The sequence below is a fragment of the Rhodococcus sp. NPDC059968 genome, from assembly GCF_042738615.1.
Lineage (GTDB): Bacteria > Actinomycetota > Actinomycetes > Mycobacteriales > Mycobacteriaceae > Rhodococcus_F.
This window is the reverse complement of record NZ_JBHWUE010000012.1, coordinates 47,937-64,752: the sequence shown is the minus strand read 5'-3', so window position 1 is coordinate 64,752 and position 16,816 is coordinate 47,937. Positions and strand designations below refer to the sequence as shown.

Annotated in this window: 19 protein-coding genes; 13 read left to right on the top strand and 6 right to left on the bottom strand. The window is 67.7% G+C overall.

The window, feature by feature from the left end:
• Positions 1-11 precede the first annotated feature (11 nt).
• A complete protein-coding gene (locus tag ACFWAY_RS13600) occupies positions 12-497 on the bottom strand; it encodes a MarR family winged helix-turn-helix transcriptional regulator (protein WP_378450338.1) in 486 nt (161 codons plus the stop codon).
• 90 nt (positions 498-587) lie between these two features.
• Here ACFWAY_RS13600 and ACFWAY_RS13595 point away from each other — a divergent pair, with 90 nt between their 5' ends.
• The 5 genes from ACFWAY_RS13595 (at position 588) to ACFWAY_RS13575 (ending at position 4,309) form a co-directional block, all read left to right on the top strand.
• Positions 588-1,205 (top strand): TIGR03086 family metal-binding protein, encoded by a 618-nt coding sequence (locus ACFWAY_RS13595; RefSeq protein WP_378510937.1) that lies wholly within the window; start codon positions 588-590, stop codon positions 1,203-1,205.
• A 103-nt stretch (positions 1,206-1,308) separates the two neighbouring features.
• Positions 1,309-2,067, top strand: coding sequence for a 4-hydroxy-tetrahydrodipicolinate reductase (gene dapB / locus ACFWAY_RS13590; protein WP_378450340.1), 759 nt, complete (start codon positions 1,309-1,311; stop codon positions 2,065-2,067).
• Positions 2,064-2,543, top strand: a complete 480-nt coding sequence (locus ACFWAY_RS13585) for a hypothetical protein (protein WP_378510936.1) — start codon at positions 2,064-2,066, stop codon at positions 2,541-2,543. Before dapB ends, ACFWAY_RS13585 begins: the two co-directional genes overlap by 4 nt.
• Before the next feature lie 29 nt (positions 2,544-2,572).
• Entirely contained in the window at positions 2,573-3,031 is a 459-nt protein-coding gene (locus tag ACFWAY_RS13580) for a flavodoxin family protein (protein ID WP_378450342.1), read from the top strand.
• 45 nt (positions 3,032-3,076) lie between these two features.
• The gene (locus ACFWAY_RS13575) at positions 3,077-4,309 is read left to right on the top strand and encodes a winged helix-turn-helix domain-containing protein (RefSeq protein ID WP_378510935.1); all 1,233 of its coding nucleotides are present in this window, start codon (positions 3,077-3,079) and stop codon (positions 4,307-4,309) included.
• Positions 4,310-4,313: 4 nt separating this feature from the next.
• Here the strand turns inward: ACFWAY_RS13575 and ACFWAY_RS13570 are convergent, their stop codons facing one another.
• From ACFWAY_RS13570 to ACFWAY_RS13560, 3 genes are all read right to left on the bottom strand, one after another.
• Positions 4,314-4,748 carry an SRPBCC family protein gene (locus ACFWAY_RS13570; RefSeq protein ID WP_073359988.1) on the bottom strand — a complete coding sequence of 145 codons (435 nt, stop codon included), beginning with the start codon at positions 4,746-4,748 and terminating at the stop codon, positions 4,314-4,316.
• Between the two features lie 102 nt (positions 4,749-4,850).
• A complete protein-coding gene (locus tag ACFWAY_RS13565) occupies positions 4,851-5,327 on the bottom strand; it encodes a toxin-antitoxin system HicB family antitoxin (protein ID WP_378510934.1) in 477 nt (158 codons plus the stop codon).
• Positions 5,328-5,354: 27 nt separating this feature from the next.
• Positions 5,355-6,167: a tyrosine-protein phosphatase gene (locus ACFWAY_RS13560; protein WP_378510933.1), complete on the bottom strand. Its 813-nt coding sequence runs from the start codon at positions 6,165-6,167 to the stop codon at positions 5,355-5,357.
• 193 nt (positions 6,168-6,360) lie between these two features.
• Here ACFWAY_RS13560 and thyX point away from each other — a divergent pair, with 193 nt between their 5' ends.
• From thyX to ACFWAY_RS13530, 6 genes are all read left to right on the top strand, one after another.
• A complete protein-coding gene (thyX, locus tag ACFWAY_RS13555) occupies positions 6,361-7,113 on the top strand; it encodes an FAD-dependent thymidylate synthase (RefSeq protein WP_378450346.1) in 753 nt (250 codons plus the stop codon).
• A 43-nt stretch (positions 7,114-7,156) separates the two neighbouring features.
• Positions 7,157-8,065 (top strand): 4-hydroxy-tetrahydrodipicolinate synthase, encoded by a 909-nt coding sequence (dapA, locus tag ACFWAY_RS13550; RefSeq protein ID WP_378450347.1) that lies wholly within the window; start codon positions 7,157-7,159, stop codon positions 8,063-8,065.
• Positions 8,062-10,068 carry an RNase J family beta-CASP ribonuclease gene (locus ACFWAY_RS13545; RefSeq protein WP_378510932.1) on the top strand — a complete coding sequence of 669 codons (2,007 nt, stop codon included), beginning with the start codon at positions 8,062-8,064 and terminating at the stop codon, positions 10,066-10,068. Before dapA ends, ACFWAY_RS13545 begins: the two co-directional genes overlap by 4 nt.
• Positions 10,069-10,093: 25 nt before the next feature.
• Positions 10,094-10,717 carry a TIGR03085 family metal-binding protein gene (locus tag ACFWAY_RS13540; protein ID WP_378510931.1) on the top strand — a complete coding sequence of 208 codons (624 nt, stop codon included), beginning with the start codon at positions 10,094-10,096 and terminating at the stop codon, positions 10,715-10,717.
• Positions 10,718-10,797: 80 nt separating this feature from the next.
• A complete protein-coding gene (locus ACFWAY_RS13535) occupies positions 10,798-13,368 on the top strand; it encodes a DNA translocase FtsK (protein WP_378510930.1) in 2,571 nt (856 codons plus the stop codon).
• 209 nt (positions 13,369-13,577) lie between these two features.
• Entirely contained in the window at positions 13,578-14,561 is a 984-nt protein-coding gene (locus ACFWAY_RS13530; RefSeq protein ID WP_378510929.1) for a TerC family protein, read from the top strand.
• Positions 14,562-14,604: 43 nt separating this feature from the next.
• Here the strand turns inward: ACFWAY_RS13530 and ACFWAY_RS13525 are convergent, their stop codons facing one another.
• On the bottom strand, positions 14,605-14,889 hold the full coding sequence (locus tag ACFWAY_RS13525) for a YciI family protein (RefSeq protein WP_005240736.1): 285 nt from the start codon (positions 14,887-14,889) through the stop codon (positions 14,605-14,607).
• 74 nt (positions 14,890-14,963) lie between these two features.
• On the bottom strand, positions 14,964-15,488 hold the full coding sequence (locus ACFWAY_RS13520) for an amino-acid N-acetyltransferase (RefSeq protein WP_005240737.1): 525 nt from the start codon (positions 15,486-15,488) through the stop codon (positions 14,964-14,966).
• A 117-nt stretch (positions 15,489-15,605) separates the two neighbouring features.
• Here ACFWAY_RS13520 and pgsA point away from each other — a divergent pair, with 117 nt between their 5' ends.
• Both pgsA and ACFWAY_RS13510 read left to right on the top strand, forming a co-directional pair.
• Positions 15,606-16,268, top strand: a complete 663-nt coding sequence (pgsA, locus tag ACFWAY_RS13515; protein WP_378450352.1) for a CDP-diacylglycerol--glycerol-3-phosphate 3-phosphatidyltransferase — start codon at positions 15,606-15,608, stop codon at positions 16,266-16,268.
• The gene (locus ACFWAY_RS13510) at positions 16,265-16,765 is read left to right on the top strand and encodes a CinA family protein (protein ID WP_378510928.1); all 501 of its coding nucleotides are present in this window, start codon (positions 16,265-16,267) and stop codon (positions 16,763-16,765) included. The genes pgsA and ACFWAY_RS13510 overlap by 4 nt, the downstream gene beginning before the upstream one ends.
• Positions 16,766-16,816 lie beyond the last annotated feature (51 nt).

Here is a 16,816-nt window from a genome sequence, read left to right as displayed (position 1 = left end):
CGCGAATTCCGTCAGGTGGTGTCGCCCGGGCGCCCGGTGACGTCGTCGACCGGCAGTGCCGACAGCGCGATCAGGGCGGACAGGAAACCCTCGCGGTCGCGCGCGGGCAATCTGGCCAAGAGTCGCTCCTCGCCCCGCCGGATCGCCGCCTGCGCGGAGTCGCGCACGTCGTGCCCGTCCGGGGTCAGCGACAGCAGCCGGGCCCGGCGGTCCGCGGGATCGCGCTGACGGTCGATCAGGCCGCGGTCCTGCAGGTCGTCGAGCACGCCGATGATCCGGGTCTTGTCTGCGCCGATCACTTCCGCGAGCGCGGCCTGGGTGCGCAGCGGGTGCTCGTCGAGTGCCAGGAGCACGACGTATCCCCACATGGTCAGCCCGTGTTCCGCGAGCACGGGCAGTTCCGCCGCCACCAGCGACCGGTTCAGGGCTGTCGTCATCGCCGCGAGGTCGGGGCGGGTGCGTTCGTGCTGTCCGTTCGTCGGGTCGAGGCTGGGCATATCGCAGAAAATACACCTTGACCGATCATCTACTGAGGTAGATGATAAGCGGACGCATATCAATTCGATTCGAGTGACGAGGTGTCGACGATGGATGTGGACGAGGTCCGGCGCTGGGATACCCGCGCCGTGCAATCGAGTGTGGAGTTCGTGTCGCAGGTGACGCGCGACGATCTGCAGCGCGCGACACCGTGTTCGCAGTGGACTCTCGGCGAACTGCTGGCCCACATGACCGTGCAGCACCTCGGATTCGCCGCAGCGGCCGGGGGCGGCGGTCCCGACCTGTCGAACTGGCAACCGCACGCGTCGGCGGATCCCGTTGCCGCGTATCGCTCGGCGGCCGACACCGTCATCGAGGCCTTCGCCCAGGATGGCGTCGGCGAGCGGCAGTTCTGGCTGCCGGAGATCAGCATCGAGTTCCCGTTCCCCGCAGCCACGGCCGTCGGGTTCCACTTCCTCGACTACGTCGTCCATTCGTGGGACGTCGCCCGGTCGCTCGGCCTCGACTTCGCGCCCGAATCCGGCATGGTGGCCGCGGTTCTCCCCATCGCACGTCTCGTGCCGGACGGGGCGGACCGGCTGCGCGAGGGGACCGCGTTCGCGCCCGGACTGCCGACCGCCGCCGACTCCGCCGATTTCGGCGCGGTGCTGTCGCTGCTCGGCCGATCACCGCAGTGGCACCCCGAGTACGAGGCCGGCCGCGTCTGACGACGAGACGCAGGTCTCCCGCCCCGCCCCTGCGCACCGGTCGGCACGCGGCGATTGCGTAGGCTTTCGGGCGAATCGTTGTGACTGGACGGAGCGTGGAGAAGTGAGCGCAGCAGCACCCATCAGGGTCGGGGTTCTCGGGGCCAAGGGCAAGGTCGGCCGAGCGATCTGCGAGGCGGTGGAGCAGGCACCGGACCTCGAACTCGTCGCGGAGGTCGATCACGGCGACAGGCTGGAGACGTTCGTCGAGGCCGGAACGCAGGTCGTCGTCGACTTCACCCACCCCGACGTGGTGATGGACAACCTGAAGTTCCTCGTGTCCAACGGTATTCATGCGGTCGTGGGCACGACGGGGTTCGACGAGGCCCGGCTCGACACCGTGCGGTCGTGGGTGTCGGAGCGGCCCGAGGTCGGCGTCCTGATCGCCCCGAACTTCGCGATCGGTGCCGTGCTCTCCATGCGCTTCGCCGAGGCGGCGGCACGATTCTTCGATTCCGTCGAGGTCATCGAGTTGCATCACCCCAACAAGGCGGACGCGCCGTCCGGCACCGCCTACCGAACCGCCGCGCTCATCGCGGAGGCCCGCCGCAAGGCGGGTGTGGGACCGAGCCCCGACGCCACGACCACCGAACTGGACGGTGCGCGCGGCGCCGACGTGGACGGCGTGCGGGTGCACTCCGTGCGGCTGGCGGGTCTCGTCGCCCATCAGGAGGTCATCCTCGGCACGCAGGGCGAGACGCTGACCATCCGGCACGATTCGATCGACCGCAACTCCTTCGCCCCCGGCGTCCTGCTCGGGGTGCGGGAGATCGGCTCCCGACCCGGCCTGACCGTCGGTATCGACCCCCTCCTCGACCTGTGAAGGACGGCTCGACCAGGACCGCCGTCACGATCGGACTGTTGGTCGCGGCGCTGGCGTTCTACTTCGTCCTTCTCGGCCGACGGGGGATCGAGCTGATCCAGGACGGCGGAGCAGCCCCGATCGGCCTGGGTGTCGGCGTCCTGATCCTGCCGTTCCTGGGCGCCTGGATCGTCTACGCCACGCTCCGTGCCGGATTCCAGCATCAGCATCTGTCCCGCCGCATCGCCGACGAGGGACTCGAACTGGAAGTCGGCGATCTGCCGAAGCGCCCCTCGGGCCGCATCGACCGGGACGCGGCCGACGCACTGTTCCAGCAGGTCAAATCCGAGTGGGAAGCAGACCCGGACAACTGGCGGAACTCGTACCGGCTCGCCCGCGCCTACGACTACGCCGGCGACCGCGGCAGGGCCCGGGAGACGATGAAGCGGGCCGTGGAACTCGAACGCGTCGAACGGGAAGGCGAACCCGGCCGGTAGTAAACGGACCCGGTCGTACGCTGACGACTGTGAAGTCACTACTCGTCGTCCACCACACGCCGTCGCCGGTGACCCGTGAGTGCCTCGAAGCCGTGCTGAAAGGCGCGCGGGACCCCGACATCGACGGCGTCGAGGTGAAGTCGATCCCCGCTCTCGGCGCGACCGTGCCCGATGTCCTGGCAGCCGACGGGTTCCTGTTCGGGACGTCGGCCAACTTCGGCTACATGTCCGGTGCGCTGAAGCATTTCTTCGACACCGTCTACTACCCGTGCCTCGACGCGGTCGCCGGACGTCCCTACGGGCTCTGGGTGCACGGCAACAACGACACCGCCGGCGCCGTGAAGTCGGTGCAGAAGATCGTGACCGGGTTGGCGCTCACCCAGGTGGCCGAGATCCTGGAACTGACCGGATCGCTCGACGCGAGCGCGCGGGAGCGGTGCTACGAACTCGGTGCGACGGTCGCGGTGACGCTGGCCGAGGGCGCCTGACGTCGCTGCCGTGACTGTGTCGGTGGTTGATGGCAGGCTGCGGGCATGCGTGAGATGACCGCCGCCGCGGCCCGGAGATCGGCGCTCTGGGCGCAGGGCTTCGCCGACCGGAAACCGGCCGGGGCGCCGACGCGCAGGCACGTCCGTTCGGTCCTCGACCGGGTGCGGCTGTTCCAGATCGACTCGGTGTCAGTGGCCGTGCGCGCCCACTACGTCCCGCTGTTCAGCCGTCTCGGTGTGTACGACCGCGGGCTGGTCGATTCGGCAGCGTGGTCGCACTCCGCCCGTGCACCCCGGATGCTGGCGGAGTACTGGGCGCACGAGGCGGCGTTCATCCCCGTCGAGGACTGGCCCCTGCTGCGCTGGCGGATGCACCGGTACCGGCACGGTCGCTGGTCCGGCGAATCCCGCGTACTCGACCGCAATCCCACGCTCGCCGCCGACGTGCTCGACGTGATCGGTGCCGTCGGTGCGTGCAGCGCGAGAGATGTGGAGAAACACCTCGAGGTCGACCGACCGGACCACAAGGGGCCGTGGTGGGATCGCAGCGACACCAAAGTGGTGTGCGAGCAACTGTTCGCGTCCGGCGCGCTCGCAGTGGACAAACGGGTCGCCTTCACCCGTCACTACGACCTGAGCGAACGTGTGCTGCCGAAAGCGATTCTCGCCGAGGAAGTCTCGGAGGAGGACGCCGTCCGTGGCCTCGTGCAGCGGTCCGCGCGGGCCCTCGGTGTGGCCACCGAACCCGATCTACGTGACTATTACCGATTGTCGCCGGCGCAGACCGCCTCGGCCATCGAGGAACTCGTCGAGGACGGGGTGCTCGAACGGGTCGGGGTCCGCGGCTGGGATGTGCCCGCATTCGTCCACCGCGACGTCCGGGTTCCCCGGAAGGTGGAGGGAGCCGCGCTGTTGTGCCCGTTCGATCCGCTGATCTTCTGCCGTCCCCGGACCGAGCGGATATTCGACTTCCGGTACCGCCTCGAGATCTATACCCCCGCACACAAACGGGTCCACGGGTACTACGTCTTTCCGTTCCTGCTGAACGGTGAACTGGTCGCGAGGGTCGATCTCAAGGCCGACCGCGCGTCGGGAACGCTCGACGTGCGATCCGCATTCGTAGAACCCGACCGGAGTCCGGGGCGCGTGGTGGAGGCGCTGCTCCCGGAACTGCGAAGAATGGCAACGTGGTTGGGTCTGGACGACATCCGGGTGGACGATCGCGGCAACCTCGGTGCCCTCCTCGCGGCCGCGGCGGCGAGGCCGCGAGGAGAGTGAGGAACTACAGACTCTCGACGAACTTCGTCAGGCCCTTGCTCGCGGTCTCGAGTGCCGTCTTCTGCGCCTTCTTCACGAGGAACCCGGGCAGCGGGATCTTCGGGTCGACGGTCAACTCGAACGTCACCTTGGTGCCGGCGCCCGACTCGGTGAGAACGTACGAGCCGTCCTGCGCGTTCTGCTGGCCGCTCTCGACGAGGTGCCACGACACGGTGTCGTCGCCCTCGAAGGTGTAATCGACCACCTGCTCGTCGCTGATGCCGAGGATCGAGACGTTCATGCGAACGCGGTGGGGGCGGCCGTCGTCGTGTGTGCTCTCGATGGTGACCGACTTGTGGGCCGAGGACCACTCGGGCAGGCGATCCACCGCAGCAATCGCGGCCATCACCGTGGCCGGATCGGCCTTGATCTCGAATTCCTTGACGCCGGAAACGGCCATGTTCTTCGCTCCTTCGAGCCTCTGGCGACTCTCACCGTGTGGCTGATGCGACGTAATTACATCACCGCCGCCGAGAGGAGCGTGGAGTGAGTGCTGTGGTGCTCAGAAATTGTCTCGCCCGGTGTGGCGCATCTGGTCCTTGAGCGCACCCTGGACCGCCTGCGACACCCAGGAATTGAGCGACACACCGTTCTCGGAGGCGGCCTCCTCGGCCTTGGACTTGATCTGATCCATGAGACGCAGGGTGACGCGACTGATGTCACCGGTGACGTCATCGAAGGCGGCACCGAGGTCTTCGGCGCTCGCGGTCCGTTCGCCCTGCGGCCCGGGAGCGGCAGGTGTGCGGTGCACGTCGACGCCCACCTCGCTGCCGTTCAGACGCACACCGACGGTGCGATTGCCCAGTTCGGACGACACCTCACCGGCAAAATCGGTGAGCGCCGAAAGGAGCAGCAGGCGCGCGGCGGGTTCGACCGCGGCGGCGAGCGCCGCGGCGGTCGCCCGAGTCTGCTCGTCGCCGAGTGCAGCTGCTGCGTTCAGGTCGTCTCGCAGCCGGGAGACGTAGATGCCGAGGTCCATGACGCCAGCATGGCGTCATTGGTGACGTCAGTCAAGCAGTCGTGACTTCAGCTGAGAGATGTCGCCGTCGGACAACTTCAGTCCCTCCGACACATAGGCGTCGAAGCTGCCGTAGGTGGCGACGGCCGTGTCGAACGCGGTGTCGAGCCACGCTCGGTCGACGCCGTCCAGTCCGGGATGCCCCGGATCGGCGCCGCGGTAGGTGTTGCTGAGCAGAAAGTCCGCAGTCACCGCGTCGCGAGGCACGCCCAGGATGGTGAGCAGCACAGCCGTCGCCCATCCGGTGCGGTCCTTGCCTGCGCTGCAGTGGTAGATCACGGCGCCGTCGGACGCCGCGATGTCGTGCAGAACCGCCGAGAACGCCTCGTTCGCCCCCGGGCCCGACACGAAGGCGCGGTAGGCGGCGGGCATGTCGACAAGAGTGGTGATCGGTGACTGCCCGAGCACGTCGTGCCAGTTCCCGGCTGCTCCGGCCGGAAGCCGGTCCGGCGCGAGTGCCCGCTCGTATGTCGTGCGGAGGTCGTCGACGACCGTCACGTTCGAGGATTCGAGTTGCGCGAGGTCGCGCGGGGTCAGCCTGTCCAGCGCGTCCGTGCGGAACACCAGACCGGAACGGACGACCGCACCGTCGGCCGTCGGGTATCCGCCGACGTCACGGGCGTTTCGGGCACCCTCGAGCCCGAGCGAACGCGGCGCGGTCGCCGCCTGTGCCGGCCTCTCGGCAACCGACGGTCCCGCCGCGGGCGGTCCGGCGAACGCCGGGGGAGCGGCCCCGAGAACTGCTGTCCCGAGAACTGCGATCACGACGGCGCGGCGTGCGCGGCCGGTCCGGTACTGCACAGGAAGTCTCCCTCGCGGATCTGCGACACCACGGAAAGAGTGGGTGAGACGAAGACTGACACGCGCGGGTGAACTCACGGGAACCGGGCTGTTCCGGGACGGGGCACGCCGAGCCCCCGATCAACGCTGCGACTAGGGTCGATGCATTGAGGAGGGACTCCCGACCAGGGAGTTCGGTAGGAGGAACAGCGCAGTGCCGCAGACCGTGCCGCTCAGGGTGCAACTCGTCGCGAAGACGGAGTTCTTTCCGCCGGCGGACATTCCGTGGGAGACCGACGCCGACGGCGGCGAAGCGCTGGCGGAGTTCGCGGGCCGGGCGTGCTACCAGAGCTGGTCCAAACCCAACCCCCGCACCGCAACCAACGCCGGATATCTGCGCCATCTGCTCGAGGTCGGGCACGAGTCGGTCCTCGAACACGGCACCGTCAGCTTCTACATCACCGGCATCTCCCGGTCCTGCACCCACGAGTTGATCCGGCACCGCCACTTCTCCTACTCGCAGCTGTCGCAGCGCTTCGTGCGCGAGAACGACGGCAACGTCGTCGTCCCGCCCGCGATCGCGGGCGACCCGGTACTCGAGGAGCTGTTCGCGAAGGCCACCGACGCGAGCCGGGCGGCGTACGACGAACTCCTCGAGGCCCTCGAAACGAAACTGGCGGACACCTCCAGCGTGCCGCTGCGCAACAAGCAGGCGAGGCAGGCCGCGAGGGCTGTCCTGCCCAACGCGACGGAGACCCGCGTGGTGGTCACCGGCAATTACCGCGCGTGGCGGCACTTCGTCTCGATGCGGGCCACCGAGCACGCCGACGTGGAGATTCGCCGCGTCGCGGTCGAGTGCCTGAGGCAGCTGCAGGCCGCCGCGCCGAATGTCTTCGGCGACTTCGAGGTACTGGACTGGGGCGACGGCACGGAGGTGGCGCGGAGCACGTTTTCCGCCGACGCGTGACTGGTGTGCAAAAGTACCTGGGTCACCGGGTAGCCTTCTGACCATGACCTACGGTGATTCCGCTTCTCCAGTCGAGCGTCCGTTCGGCACCGTGTCCACAGCGATGGTGACGCCGTTCACCTCGGACGGAAAGCTGGACGTCGACGCCGGTGTCCGCCTCGCGGCGTACCTCGTCGACAACGGGTGCGACTCCCTTGTCCTCGCCGGTACGACCGGTGAGTCGCCGACGACCACCGAGAACGAGAAGCTCGAGCTGCTCCGGGCAGTGATCGACGCGGTGGGCGACCGCGCGAAGATCATCGCCGGCGCGGGCAGCAACGACACCGCGCACAGCGTCGAACTCGCCCGTGACGCCGCCCGCGCGGGCGCGCAGGGCCTCCTCGTCGTCACCCCCTACTACTCGCGTCCGCCGCAGGCCGGACTGTTCGCGCATTTCACCGCCGTCGCCAACGCCACCGACCTTCCGGTCATGCTCTACGACATTCCACCCCGCTCCGTGGTCCCCATCGAGACGGAAACCATCCGGCGCCTCGCCGAGAACCCGCGCATCGTCGCGGTCAAGGACGCCAAGGGCGACCTCAACGCGGGCGCCGAGCTGATCGGCACCACGGACCTCCAGTTCTACTCGGGTGACGATCCACTCAACCTGCCGTGGCTGTCGGTGGGCGCGACGGGATTCGTCAGCGTCATCGGGCACCTCGTGCCCGGCCGGTTGCGCGAACTGCACACGGCGTTCGCGGCCGGTGACATCGCCCGCGCCCGCGCGATCAACCTCAGCCTGATCCCGGTCATCCGCTCGGTGGCGCGTCTCGGCGGCGTCAGCGCGTCGAAGGCGGGTCTGCGCCTGATCGGCCTGGACGTCGGCGAACCCCGGTTGCCGCAGGTGGCACCCACCCACGATCAGCTCGACCTCCTGGCCGCCGATCTGCACGCTGCGGGGGTGCTCGCGTGACTCGACCGCCTCGTCGTCGCAGCGCCAGCCGCCAGGCCGGTCCCCCTTCCCCCACAGCGAACGAGCCGACGAAGTCGGTGCCCCCGGCCACCGAGCCGCCGAAGTCGGCGCCGGTCGTCGCCGAGCCGCCGAAGTCGGCGCCCGTTGTCGCGGACCAGCCGACGGCGCCGAAATCGGAGCAGGCCAAGTCCGCGCCCGTGAAGACCTCCTCCACGAAGGGCGGCGCCGCGAACAAGTCGTCGTCGCGCTCCGGCAGGCGTGGCGGCGGTAACAAGCGTCAGGACACGCGGCCGGCTTCGGTCGACCCGACGGCCCGTCTCGGCGCCCCGCCGAAGGCTCCGTTCAAGGGTCTGCGGGTGGTGGCGCTCGGCGGTATCGGCGAGATCGGTCGCAACATGACCGTCTTCGAGCACCAGGGCAAGCTGCTCATCGTCGACTGCGGTGTGCTGTTCCCGGAAGACCAGCAGCCGGGTGTCGACCTGATCCTGCCGGACTTCCGGCACATCGAGGACCGGATGGCCGACGTCGAGGCCGTCGTCCTGACCCACGGCCACGAGGACCATATCGGCGCCATCCCGTTCCTGCTGCGCCTGCGGCCGGACCTGCCCGTGGTGGGTTCCCGGTTCACGCTCGCGCTCGTCGCCGCCAAGTGCCGGGAGCACCGCCAGCGCCCCAACCTCGTCGAGGTCGTCGAGGGGCAGCGCACGGAGCACGGTCCGTTCGAGTGCGAGTACTTCGCCGTCAACCACTCGATCCCCGACGCCATCGCCGTCGCGATCCGGACCGACGCCGGAGTCGTGCTGCACACCGGTGACATCAAGCTCGACCAACTCCCGCTCGACGGCAGACTCACCGACCTCGCCGGCTTCTCCCGTCTCGGCGACGAGGGCGTCGACCTGTTCCTCGTCGACTCCACCAACGCCGAGGTGCCGGGATTCGTCACCCCCGAACGTGAGATCGGGGGAGTGCTGGACAACGTGATCGGCAAGGCCAAACAGCGCGTGATCGTCGCCTCCTTCGCCAGCCATGTGCACCGCATCCAGCAGGTGGTCGACGTCGCCCACCGGTACAACCGGCGGGTCGCGTTCGTGGGCCGGTCGATGGTCCGCAACATGCAGATCGCGCAGGATCTCGGATACCTGAGCGTGCCGGACGGCCTGGTGGTCGACATCGACACCGCGGCCAACCTGCCCGACGACCGGCTCGTCCTCATCTCCACCGGCTCGCAGGGTGAACCGCTGTCGGCGTTGTCGAGGATGGCCCGCGGTGAGCACCGGCAGATCAACATCCGGGCCAACGACCTCGTCGTGCTGGCGTCCTCGCTGATCCCCGGCAACGAGAACTCCGTGTTCGCCGTCGTCAACGGCCTCGCCAAGCGCGGCGCCACCGTCGTCACCCAGCAGAGCGCGAAGGTGCACGTCTCCGGTCACGCGTCGGCGGGAGAGCTCCTGTACCTGTACAACGCGGTCCGGCCCACCAACGCCATGCCGGTCCACGGCGAGTGGCGTCACCTGCGAGCCAACGCCGCCCTCGCGAAGGCCACCGGCGTGCCGGAGGAGCGGATCGTGCTCGCCGAGGACGGGGTGGTGGTCGACATGGTCGACGGTCTCGCCGAGATCGTCGGACAGGTTCCCGTCGGACACGTGTACGTCGACGGATTGTCCGTCGGCGACGTCGGCGACTCCACGCTGTCGGACCGGCTGGTCCTCGGTGAGGGCGGGTTCATCGCCATCAACGTCGTCATCGACGACCACACGGGTCGTGCGGTCAGCACCCCCGAGGTGTCCGGACGCGGATTCTCCGACGACCCCACGGCCCTCAAGGATGCGGCTCAGCTGGTCGAGGCGGAACTCCTGCGCTTGGCTACCGAGGGCATCAACGATGCTCACCGCATCGCCCAGGCGATCCGGCGCGTCGTCGGCAAATGGGTGGCGGACAAGTACCGTCGCCGGCCGATGATCGTCCCGACCGTCATCGCGGTTCCGTCGGCCGAGGGCAAGTAGTTCTCCGGCAGGTAGATTCGGTCGGGTGACCTTCGCCCGAGATGAACGCCTCGCCCTCGTCGACTCGATGGCCGAATTCGGTCCCGACGCCCCGACCCTCTGCGGGACGTGGACCAACCGGGACCTGGCCGCCCACCTGATCGTGCGCGAACGACGCCTCGACGCTGCCCCCGGCATCGTCGTGGGTCGGCTCGCGGGCTACACCGAACACGTCCAGAACGACACGGCGAAACGTCCGTGGAGCCGCCTGCTGGACGAGGTCCGGTCGGGTCCGCCGATGTGGTCACCGATGTACTGGGTGGACGCACAGGTGAACCTGGGGGAGATGTTCGTCCACCACGAGGACGTGCGCCGCGCCCACGACGGGTGGGAACCGCGGGTCCTCCCCGACAAGAGCCAGGACGCGCTGTGGGGTCTCGCGCGCAAGGTCGGAAAGCTCGGCTACCGCCACTCCCCGGTGACGGTGGTGCTCGAGCGGCCGTCCGGGGAGCAGGCCACCGTCCGCAAGGCCGGTGCAGGCCGGGTGATCCTGCGCGGTGAACCGTCGGAACTCGCCCTGCACGCGTTCGGCCGGGATCAGGTACGGATCGAGACCGAAGGTGAGGCCGCCGACATCGAGGCCGTGACCTCCCTCGACCGAGGGTTCTGAGGGCATTTCGCCGCAGGTCTCCCCGTGTTACGGGTGTTGCGGATGGTCCGGAAGGTGCCGTAGCGACTAATCTGAGAGCCATGGCAGGTAAGGCGAGCGCCCGCGGTTCGAGCACGACGTCCACGGCGAGGACGGGCGTGCGAGGCGGCTCGACGACGTCCAAGCCCAAGTCCCGCACGACCCGGACGGTCAGCGCCCCGCGTAAGTCCACCTCGAAGAAATCGTCTACATCTGGCCCCCTCAAGTCGGTGGGCCGGGGGATCGGTGCCGGCTGGTCGCTGATGGCGAAGGGCGTCGGGGCCACGACCCGCACCGTCGGCAAGGCCGCCGAGATCGAACAGGGTCACCGGCGCGACGGCATCGCGCTCGGGTTGATCGCGATCAGCGTCGTGGTCGCCGGCGGAATCTGGTTCTCCGCGGGCGGTCCGGTAGGCGAGTGGATCGAGACCGGAGTCCGTGCCGTGTTCGGTGGCGCGTCCGGCGTCCTGCCCCTGATCGGCGTCGCCGTCGCGGTGATCCTGATAAGGACCGAGCCGAAACCCGAGATCCAGCCGAGGCTGGTCCTGGGATCGCTGCTGGTCGGTCTGCCCGCCCTCGGTCTCTGGCACATCGCAACCGGTTCAGCCACCGACACCGCGGGCAGGACCCGCGGCGCCGGATTCGTCGGGTACGCGGCGGGAGGTCCACTGACGGACGGCCTGACCGTCTGGCTCGCCGCACCGCTGCTGCTGATGGCGGCACTGTTCGGTGTCCTGCTGCTGACCGGAACCACGGTCCGCGAAGTGCCCGGCAAGCTGCAGTCGTACTTCGGAACGTCGTTCGGCCGCGACCACTACGCCGACTACGACAGCGAGTACTACGAGGACGGCGAATACGACCCCACGCTGTTCGACGCCGACGGCTACCCGGTCGACGACTACAAGACTGGGGCCCGGGGTGCCCCCGCCGACAACTATCCGACCAACGAGTACGACGTCAGCGATACCGCGAAGACGGAGGCGCTCGGACTGTGGGACACCGAGCCCGCCACGGAACCGGCGCCTGCGCCGGCGCCGAAACCGGCGCGCGCCAAGGCCAAGCCGGTCGTCGCCCCGAAGCCGGAACCCGAACCGCTGCCCGACGTCGACAAGTTCGTGACCGACCGGGTGGTCGAGGGCGACTACACGCTGCCCCCGACATCGCTGCTCATCGAGGGCGATCCGCCGAAGAAGCGCAGTTCCGCCAACGACGCGATGATCGAGGCCATCACCGAGGTCCTCGAGCAGTTCAAGATCGACGCAGCCGTCACCGGATTCACCCGCGGCCCGACCGTCACCCGCTACGAGGTGGAACTCGGACCGGGCGTGAAGGTCGAGAAGATCACTGCGCTCGCCCGCAACATCGCATACGCCGTCGCCACCGACAACGTGCGCCTCCTCGCGCCGATCCCAGGCAAGTCCGCGGTCGGCATCGAGGTCCCCAACTCCGACCGCGAGATGGTGCGCCTCGCCGACGTGCTCACCGCCCCGAGCACCCGCAAGGTCCACCACCCGCTGGTGATCGGTCTCGGCAAGGACATCGAGGGCAACTTCGTCAGCGCCAACCTCGCGAAGATGCCGCACCTGCTGGTGGCGGGTTCCACCGGTTCCGGTAAGTCGAGCTTCGTGAACTCGATGCTGGTGTCGCTGCTGTCCCGCGCGACACCCGACGAAGTGCGGATGATCCTCATCGACCCCAAGATGGTGGAGTTGACGCCCTACGAGGGCATTCCGCACCTCATCACGCCCATCATCACCCAGCCGAAGAAGGCCGCGGCCGCCCTGGCCTGGCTGGTGGAGGAGATGGAACAGCGCTACCAGGACATGCAGGCCAACCGCGTGCGTCACATCGACGACTTCAACGCCAAGGTGAAGTCGGGTGAGATCACCGCGCCACTCGGTAGCGAACGGGTCTACCGGCCGTATCCGTACATTCTCGCCATCGTCGACGAACTCGCGGACCTCATGATGACCGCGCCGCGCGACGTCGAGGACGCGATCGTCCGGATCACCCAGAAGGCGCGCGCCGCCGGTATCCACCTCGTGCTGGCAACACAGAGGCCGTCGGTGGACGTCGTGACGGGTCTGATCAAGACCAACGTGCCGTCACGGCTCGCTTTCGCGACGTCGTCCCTGACCGACTCGCGGGTCATCCTGGACCAGCCCGGCGCCGAGAAACTGATCGGTATGGGTGACGGGCTGTTCCTGCCGATGGGCGCAGGCAAGCCGACACGCCTGCAGGGCGCGTTCATCACCGACGAAGAGATCTCCGCGGTCGTCGATTTCAGCAAGAACCAGGCGGAGCCGGAATACACCGACGGCGTCACCGCCGCCAAGGTCGGGGAGAAGAAGGACGTCGATCCCGACATCGGCGACGACATGGACGTGCTGCTGCAGGCGGTGGAACTCGTCGTCTCAAGTCAGTTCGGGTCCACGTCGATGCTGCAGCGCAAACTGCGTGTCGGATTCGCGAAGGCCGGCCGCCTGATGGACCTGATGGAGACCAGGGGAGTGGTGGGCCCCAGCGAGGGTTCGAAAGCTCGTGAGGTGCTCATCAAGCCCGAGGAACTCGACGGTCTGCTGTGGTCGATCCGTGGCGGCGACCCGAACGAGGCGCCGTCCGACCAGGAGTAGCCCGCGTGCGCGTGTCCGAAATGGGCGATTCTCGCGCAGTGTGGTTGAATGGTCACCGAATTGGAGGGGAGTATCCCCACCTCTGTGACAGCATCGTCAACACGATCGGCACCATTGCCGATCCGGGGCTGTCAGTCGCTCGGACAGAAGGTTCCGGCGCGGCGGGAGAGACCTCCGGTACCCGCTAGGTCTACCGGAGGTCTGTGTTCATGCATGTGTCACTGCTGGTCTGGGTCATCACCTGTGTGGTGATTCTCGGACTGTTCGTCTTCGACTTCTTCGCGCACGTGCGCACACCGCACGCCCCCACGTTCCGTGAGTCGGCGTTCTGGTCGTCGGTCTACATCGGTATCGCGATCCTGTTCGGCCTGGTCGTGATGTGGTTGTGGGGAAGTCAGTACGGCGGCGAGTATTTCGCCGGTTACGTCACCGAGAAGGCGTTGTCGGTCGACAACCTCTTCGTATTCGTCATCATCATGGGAACATTCGCTGTGCCGCGGGAATACCAGCAGAAAGTGCTGCTGATCGGCATCGTGATGGCGCTGGTGATGCGCGGAATCTTCATCGGGGTCGGTGCCGCGGCGATCAACACCTACAGCTGGGTGTTCTACCTGTTCGGTGCGTTCCTCATCTACACCGCGTACACGCTGGTACGTGATCACGGGCACGAGAAGGAGGTGGAGGAGGAACGCGACAGCAAGATCGTCGCCGTCGCGAAGAAGATCCTCCCCACCACGGAGACCTACGACGGCGACAAGCTCGTCACGCGGATCAACGGCAAGCGCGTCGTGACGCCGCTGCTGCTCGCGCTGGTCGCCATCGGTTTCACCGACGTGCTGTTCGCACTCGACTCGATTCCCGCGATCTACGGACTCACCCAGGAGCCGTACCTGGTCTTCACGGCCAACGCGTTCGCGCTGATGGGTCTGCGTCAGCTGTACTTCCTGATCGGTGGTCTGCTGGACCGCCTGGTGTACCTGTCGTACGGCCTGTCGATCATCCTCGCGTTCATCGGCGTCAAGCTCGTGCTGCACGCCCTGCACGAGAACACGCTGGGCTTCCTCAACGGCGGCGAGCACGTGGCCGTGCCGGAGGTGTCGACGGTGTTCTCGCTCGCCGTCATCCTCGGCGTGCTGGCAGTGACCACCGTCGCCAGCCTTCTCAAGACGCGGAACACGACGCCGGCGCAGTAGGTCCGCCGGGCGTCGTGCTCGAGGGTGTCCGGTGCTCGTCGAGTCAGGAACTGAATTCGCCGAGCACCGGAACCCATTCGACGATCCGCGAGGCCGCCACGAGTCCGTTCCGGGCGAACGGGTCGTGGGTGAAGAGCAGTTCCACGGTCTCCGCGTCGGCGGCGTCGACGATGATGAATGCGCCGCTGCCGTCGGCGAACGGGCCGGACGACACGACGGTCTTGCGCTCGGCGAGCTCACCGAGCCACTCGCGGTGAGCGGGGCGATGCTCGTCGCGTCCGGCGACGGTATCGGCCGAATACGTGTACTCCACTACGAACAGGGACATGTTCTCGCTCTCTCGGGACGGGTTCGTCGAACAAAAAATGGGATCAGGGCACTTCTGTCTCACACGCTGGGATTTCAGAGGGTGAGAAGCATTCGGGTATTGCCGAGGGTGTTCGGCTTGACGTAGCTCAGATCGAGGAATTCGGCGACACCGGTGTCGTACGAGCGGCACATCTCGGCGTAGACCTCGGCGGTCACGGGTGTGCCGTCGATCTCGACGAATCCATGCTTGCCGAAGAAGTCGACCTCGAACGTGAGAACGAAGAGACGCTCGAGTTCGAGTTCCCGCGCGACCTCGATCAACTTGGCCACCACGTGGTGGCCCGCGCCCTGGCCCTTGGCCGACGGATCGACCGCGATGGTGCGCACCTCGCCGAGGTCTGCCCACAGCACGTGCATTGCGCCACAACCGATCACGTTGCCGTCGCGTTCGGCCACCCAGAACTCCTGGACGGATTCGTACAGGGTCACGAGGTTCTTCTCGAGCAGGATCTTGCCGGAGTAGATATCGATCAGGCGCTTGATCTCGGGAACGTCGGAGGTTCGTGCTCGCCGCACGATCAGCTGATTGTCGGCGGTGTCCGGCGTCCGAGAAGTCATGTCGTGAACATTAGCCAACGGCCGTACCGATATTCTTAGGCACGTGCCGGTACGACCTGTGAATCCTCCCCACTCCCCGCTGCGTTCCGGGGTGCAGTTCGACGCTGCGGTGCTCCGATGAGCACGCAGCGCGAGGATTGGACGGCCGCCGACCAACCGGCGGTCCCGGATCCGTCGGTGGAACCCGCGAGTGAGACGGCCGTACCACTTCTGAACATCGCGAACATCCTGACGATTCTCCGGATCCTGCTGGTCCCGGTCTTCCTGGTCGTGTTGTTCGTCGGCGACGGACACTCGACGACGTGGCGCCTGATCGCCACCGGTGTGTTCGCAGTCGCGGCCATCACCGACCGGATCGACGGGCAACTCGCCCGCAAGTACGGTCTCGTCACCGATTTCGGCAAGCTCGCCGATCCCATCGCCGACAAGGCGCTGATCGGAGCGGCCCTCGTGGGGCTGTCGATTCTCGGCGACCTGCCCTGGTGGGTGACAGCGGTGATCGCGGTCCGGGAACTGGGCATCACCCTGCTCCGGTTCGCGGTCCTGCGACACGCCGTCATCCCTGCAGGCAGGGGAGGCAAGCTCAAGACTCTCGTCCAGACGATCGCAATCGGCTACTACCTGCTGCCGCTGCCCGACGGGTTCGAGGTCGCCGGCTGGGTTCTCATGGGTGCCGCCGTGCTGCTGACGGTGGTAACGGGGCTGGACTACGTCGTGCAGGCGGCCCGCCTGCGAGCCGGCGTGCACAAGGTCGAGGCGAACGCGAGCACCGGGGCGTGACCGATCCGCTGGTGGACGGCACGCGGGCCGGCGACCTCGTCGCCGTGCTCGCCGCGCGCGGCGAGACGGTGGCCACCGCGGAATCGCTCACCGCGGGACTGCTCACCGCGACCATCGCCGGAGTGCCCGGCGCCAGCAACGTGCTCCGCGGCGGGCTCGTCGTCTACGCCACCGACCTGAAGGCCACCCTCGCCGGGGTCGATCCCACCCGGCTCGCCGCGGACGGGCCCGTGGCCGCGTCCACGGCACGCGCACTCGCGGACGGTGCCCGCGCCCGCTGCGGCGCCGACTGGGGCGTCGGACTGACCGGTGTCGCGGGCCCCGACCTGCAGGACGGACATCCGGTCGGCGCCGTGTTCCTGAGCATTTCCGGGGCGTCCGGTACGGCCGTCCGCGAGCTCCGATTGACAGGTGACCGGTGGCAGATCCGTAAATCTGCGGTTTCCGCCGCCGTGTCGGGACTCCTCGATCGTGTGCAGGAAACATCCGCAGGCTAAGGTCGGGAACCAATCGGTCCTGTTCGCGCGTTGAGATAGGCGAGACAGGTG

Excerpts from the sequence above, each read along its gene's own strand:
- ACFWAY_RS13570 (WP_073359988.1), bottom strand. The coding sequence starts at position 4,748 with ATGGCCGTTTCCGGCGTCAAGGAATTCGAGATCAAGGCCGATCCGGCC.
- ACFWAY_RS13530 (WP_378510929.1), top strand. The coding sequence starts at position 13,578 with ATGCATGTGTCACTGCTGGTCTGGGTCATCACCTGTGTGGTGATTCTC.
- ACFWAY_RS13525 (WP_005240736.1), bottom strand. The coding sequence starts at position 14,889 with ATGTCCCTGTTCGTAGTGGAGTACACGTATTCGGCCGATACCGTCGCC.
- ACFWAY_RS13535 (WP_378510930.1), top strand. The coding sequence starts at position 10,798 with ATGGCAGGTAAGGCGAGCGCCCGCGGTTCGAGCACGACGTCCACGGCG.
- ACFWAY_RS13565 (WP_378510934.1), bottom strand. The coding sequence starts at position 5,327 with ATGGACCTCGGCATCTACGTCTCCCGGCTGCGAGACGACCTGAACGCA.
- ACFWAY_RS13595 (WP_378510937.1), top strand. The coding sequence starts at position 588 with ATGGATGTGGACGAGGTCCGGCGCTGGGATACCCGCGCCGTGCAATCG.
- dapA (WP_378450347.1), top strand. The coding sequence starts at position 7,157 with ATGACCTACGGTGATTCCGCTTCTCCAGTCGAGCGTCCGTTCGGCACC.
- ACFWAY_RS13600 (WP_378450338.1), bottom strand. The coding sequence starts at position 497 with ATGCCCAGCCTCGACCCGACGAACGGACAGCACGAACGCACCCGCCCC.
- pgsA (WP_378450352.1), top strand. The coding sequence starts at position 15,606 with ATGAGCACGCAGCGCGAGGATTGGACGGCCGCCGACCAACCGGCGGTC.
- ACFWAY_RS13520 (WP_005240737.1), bottom strand. The coding sequence starts at position 15,488 with ATGACTTCTCGGACGCCGGACACCGCCGACAATCAGCTGATCGTGCGG.
- ACFWAY_RS13575 (WP_378510935.1), top strand. The coding sequence starts at position 3,077 with ATGCGTGAGATGACCGCCGCCGCGGCCCGGAGATCGGCGCTCTGGGCG.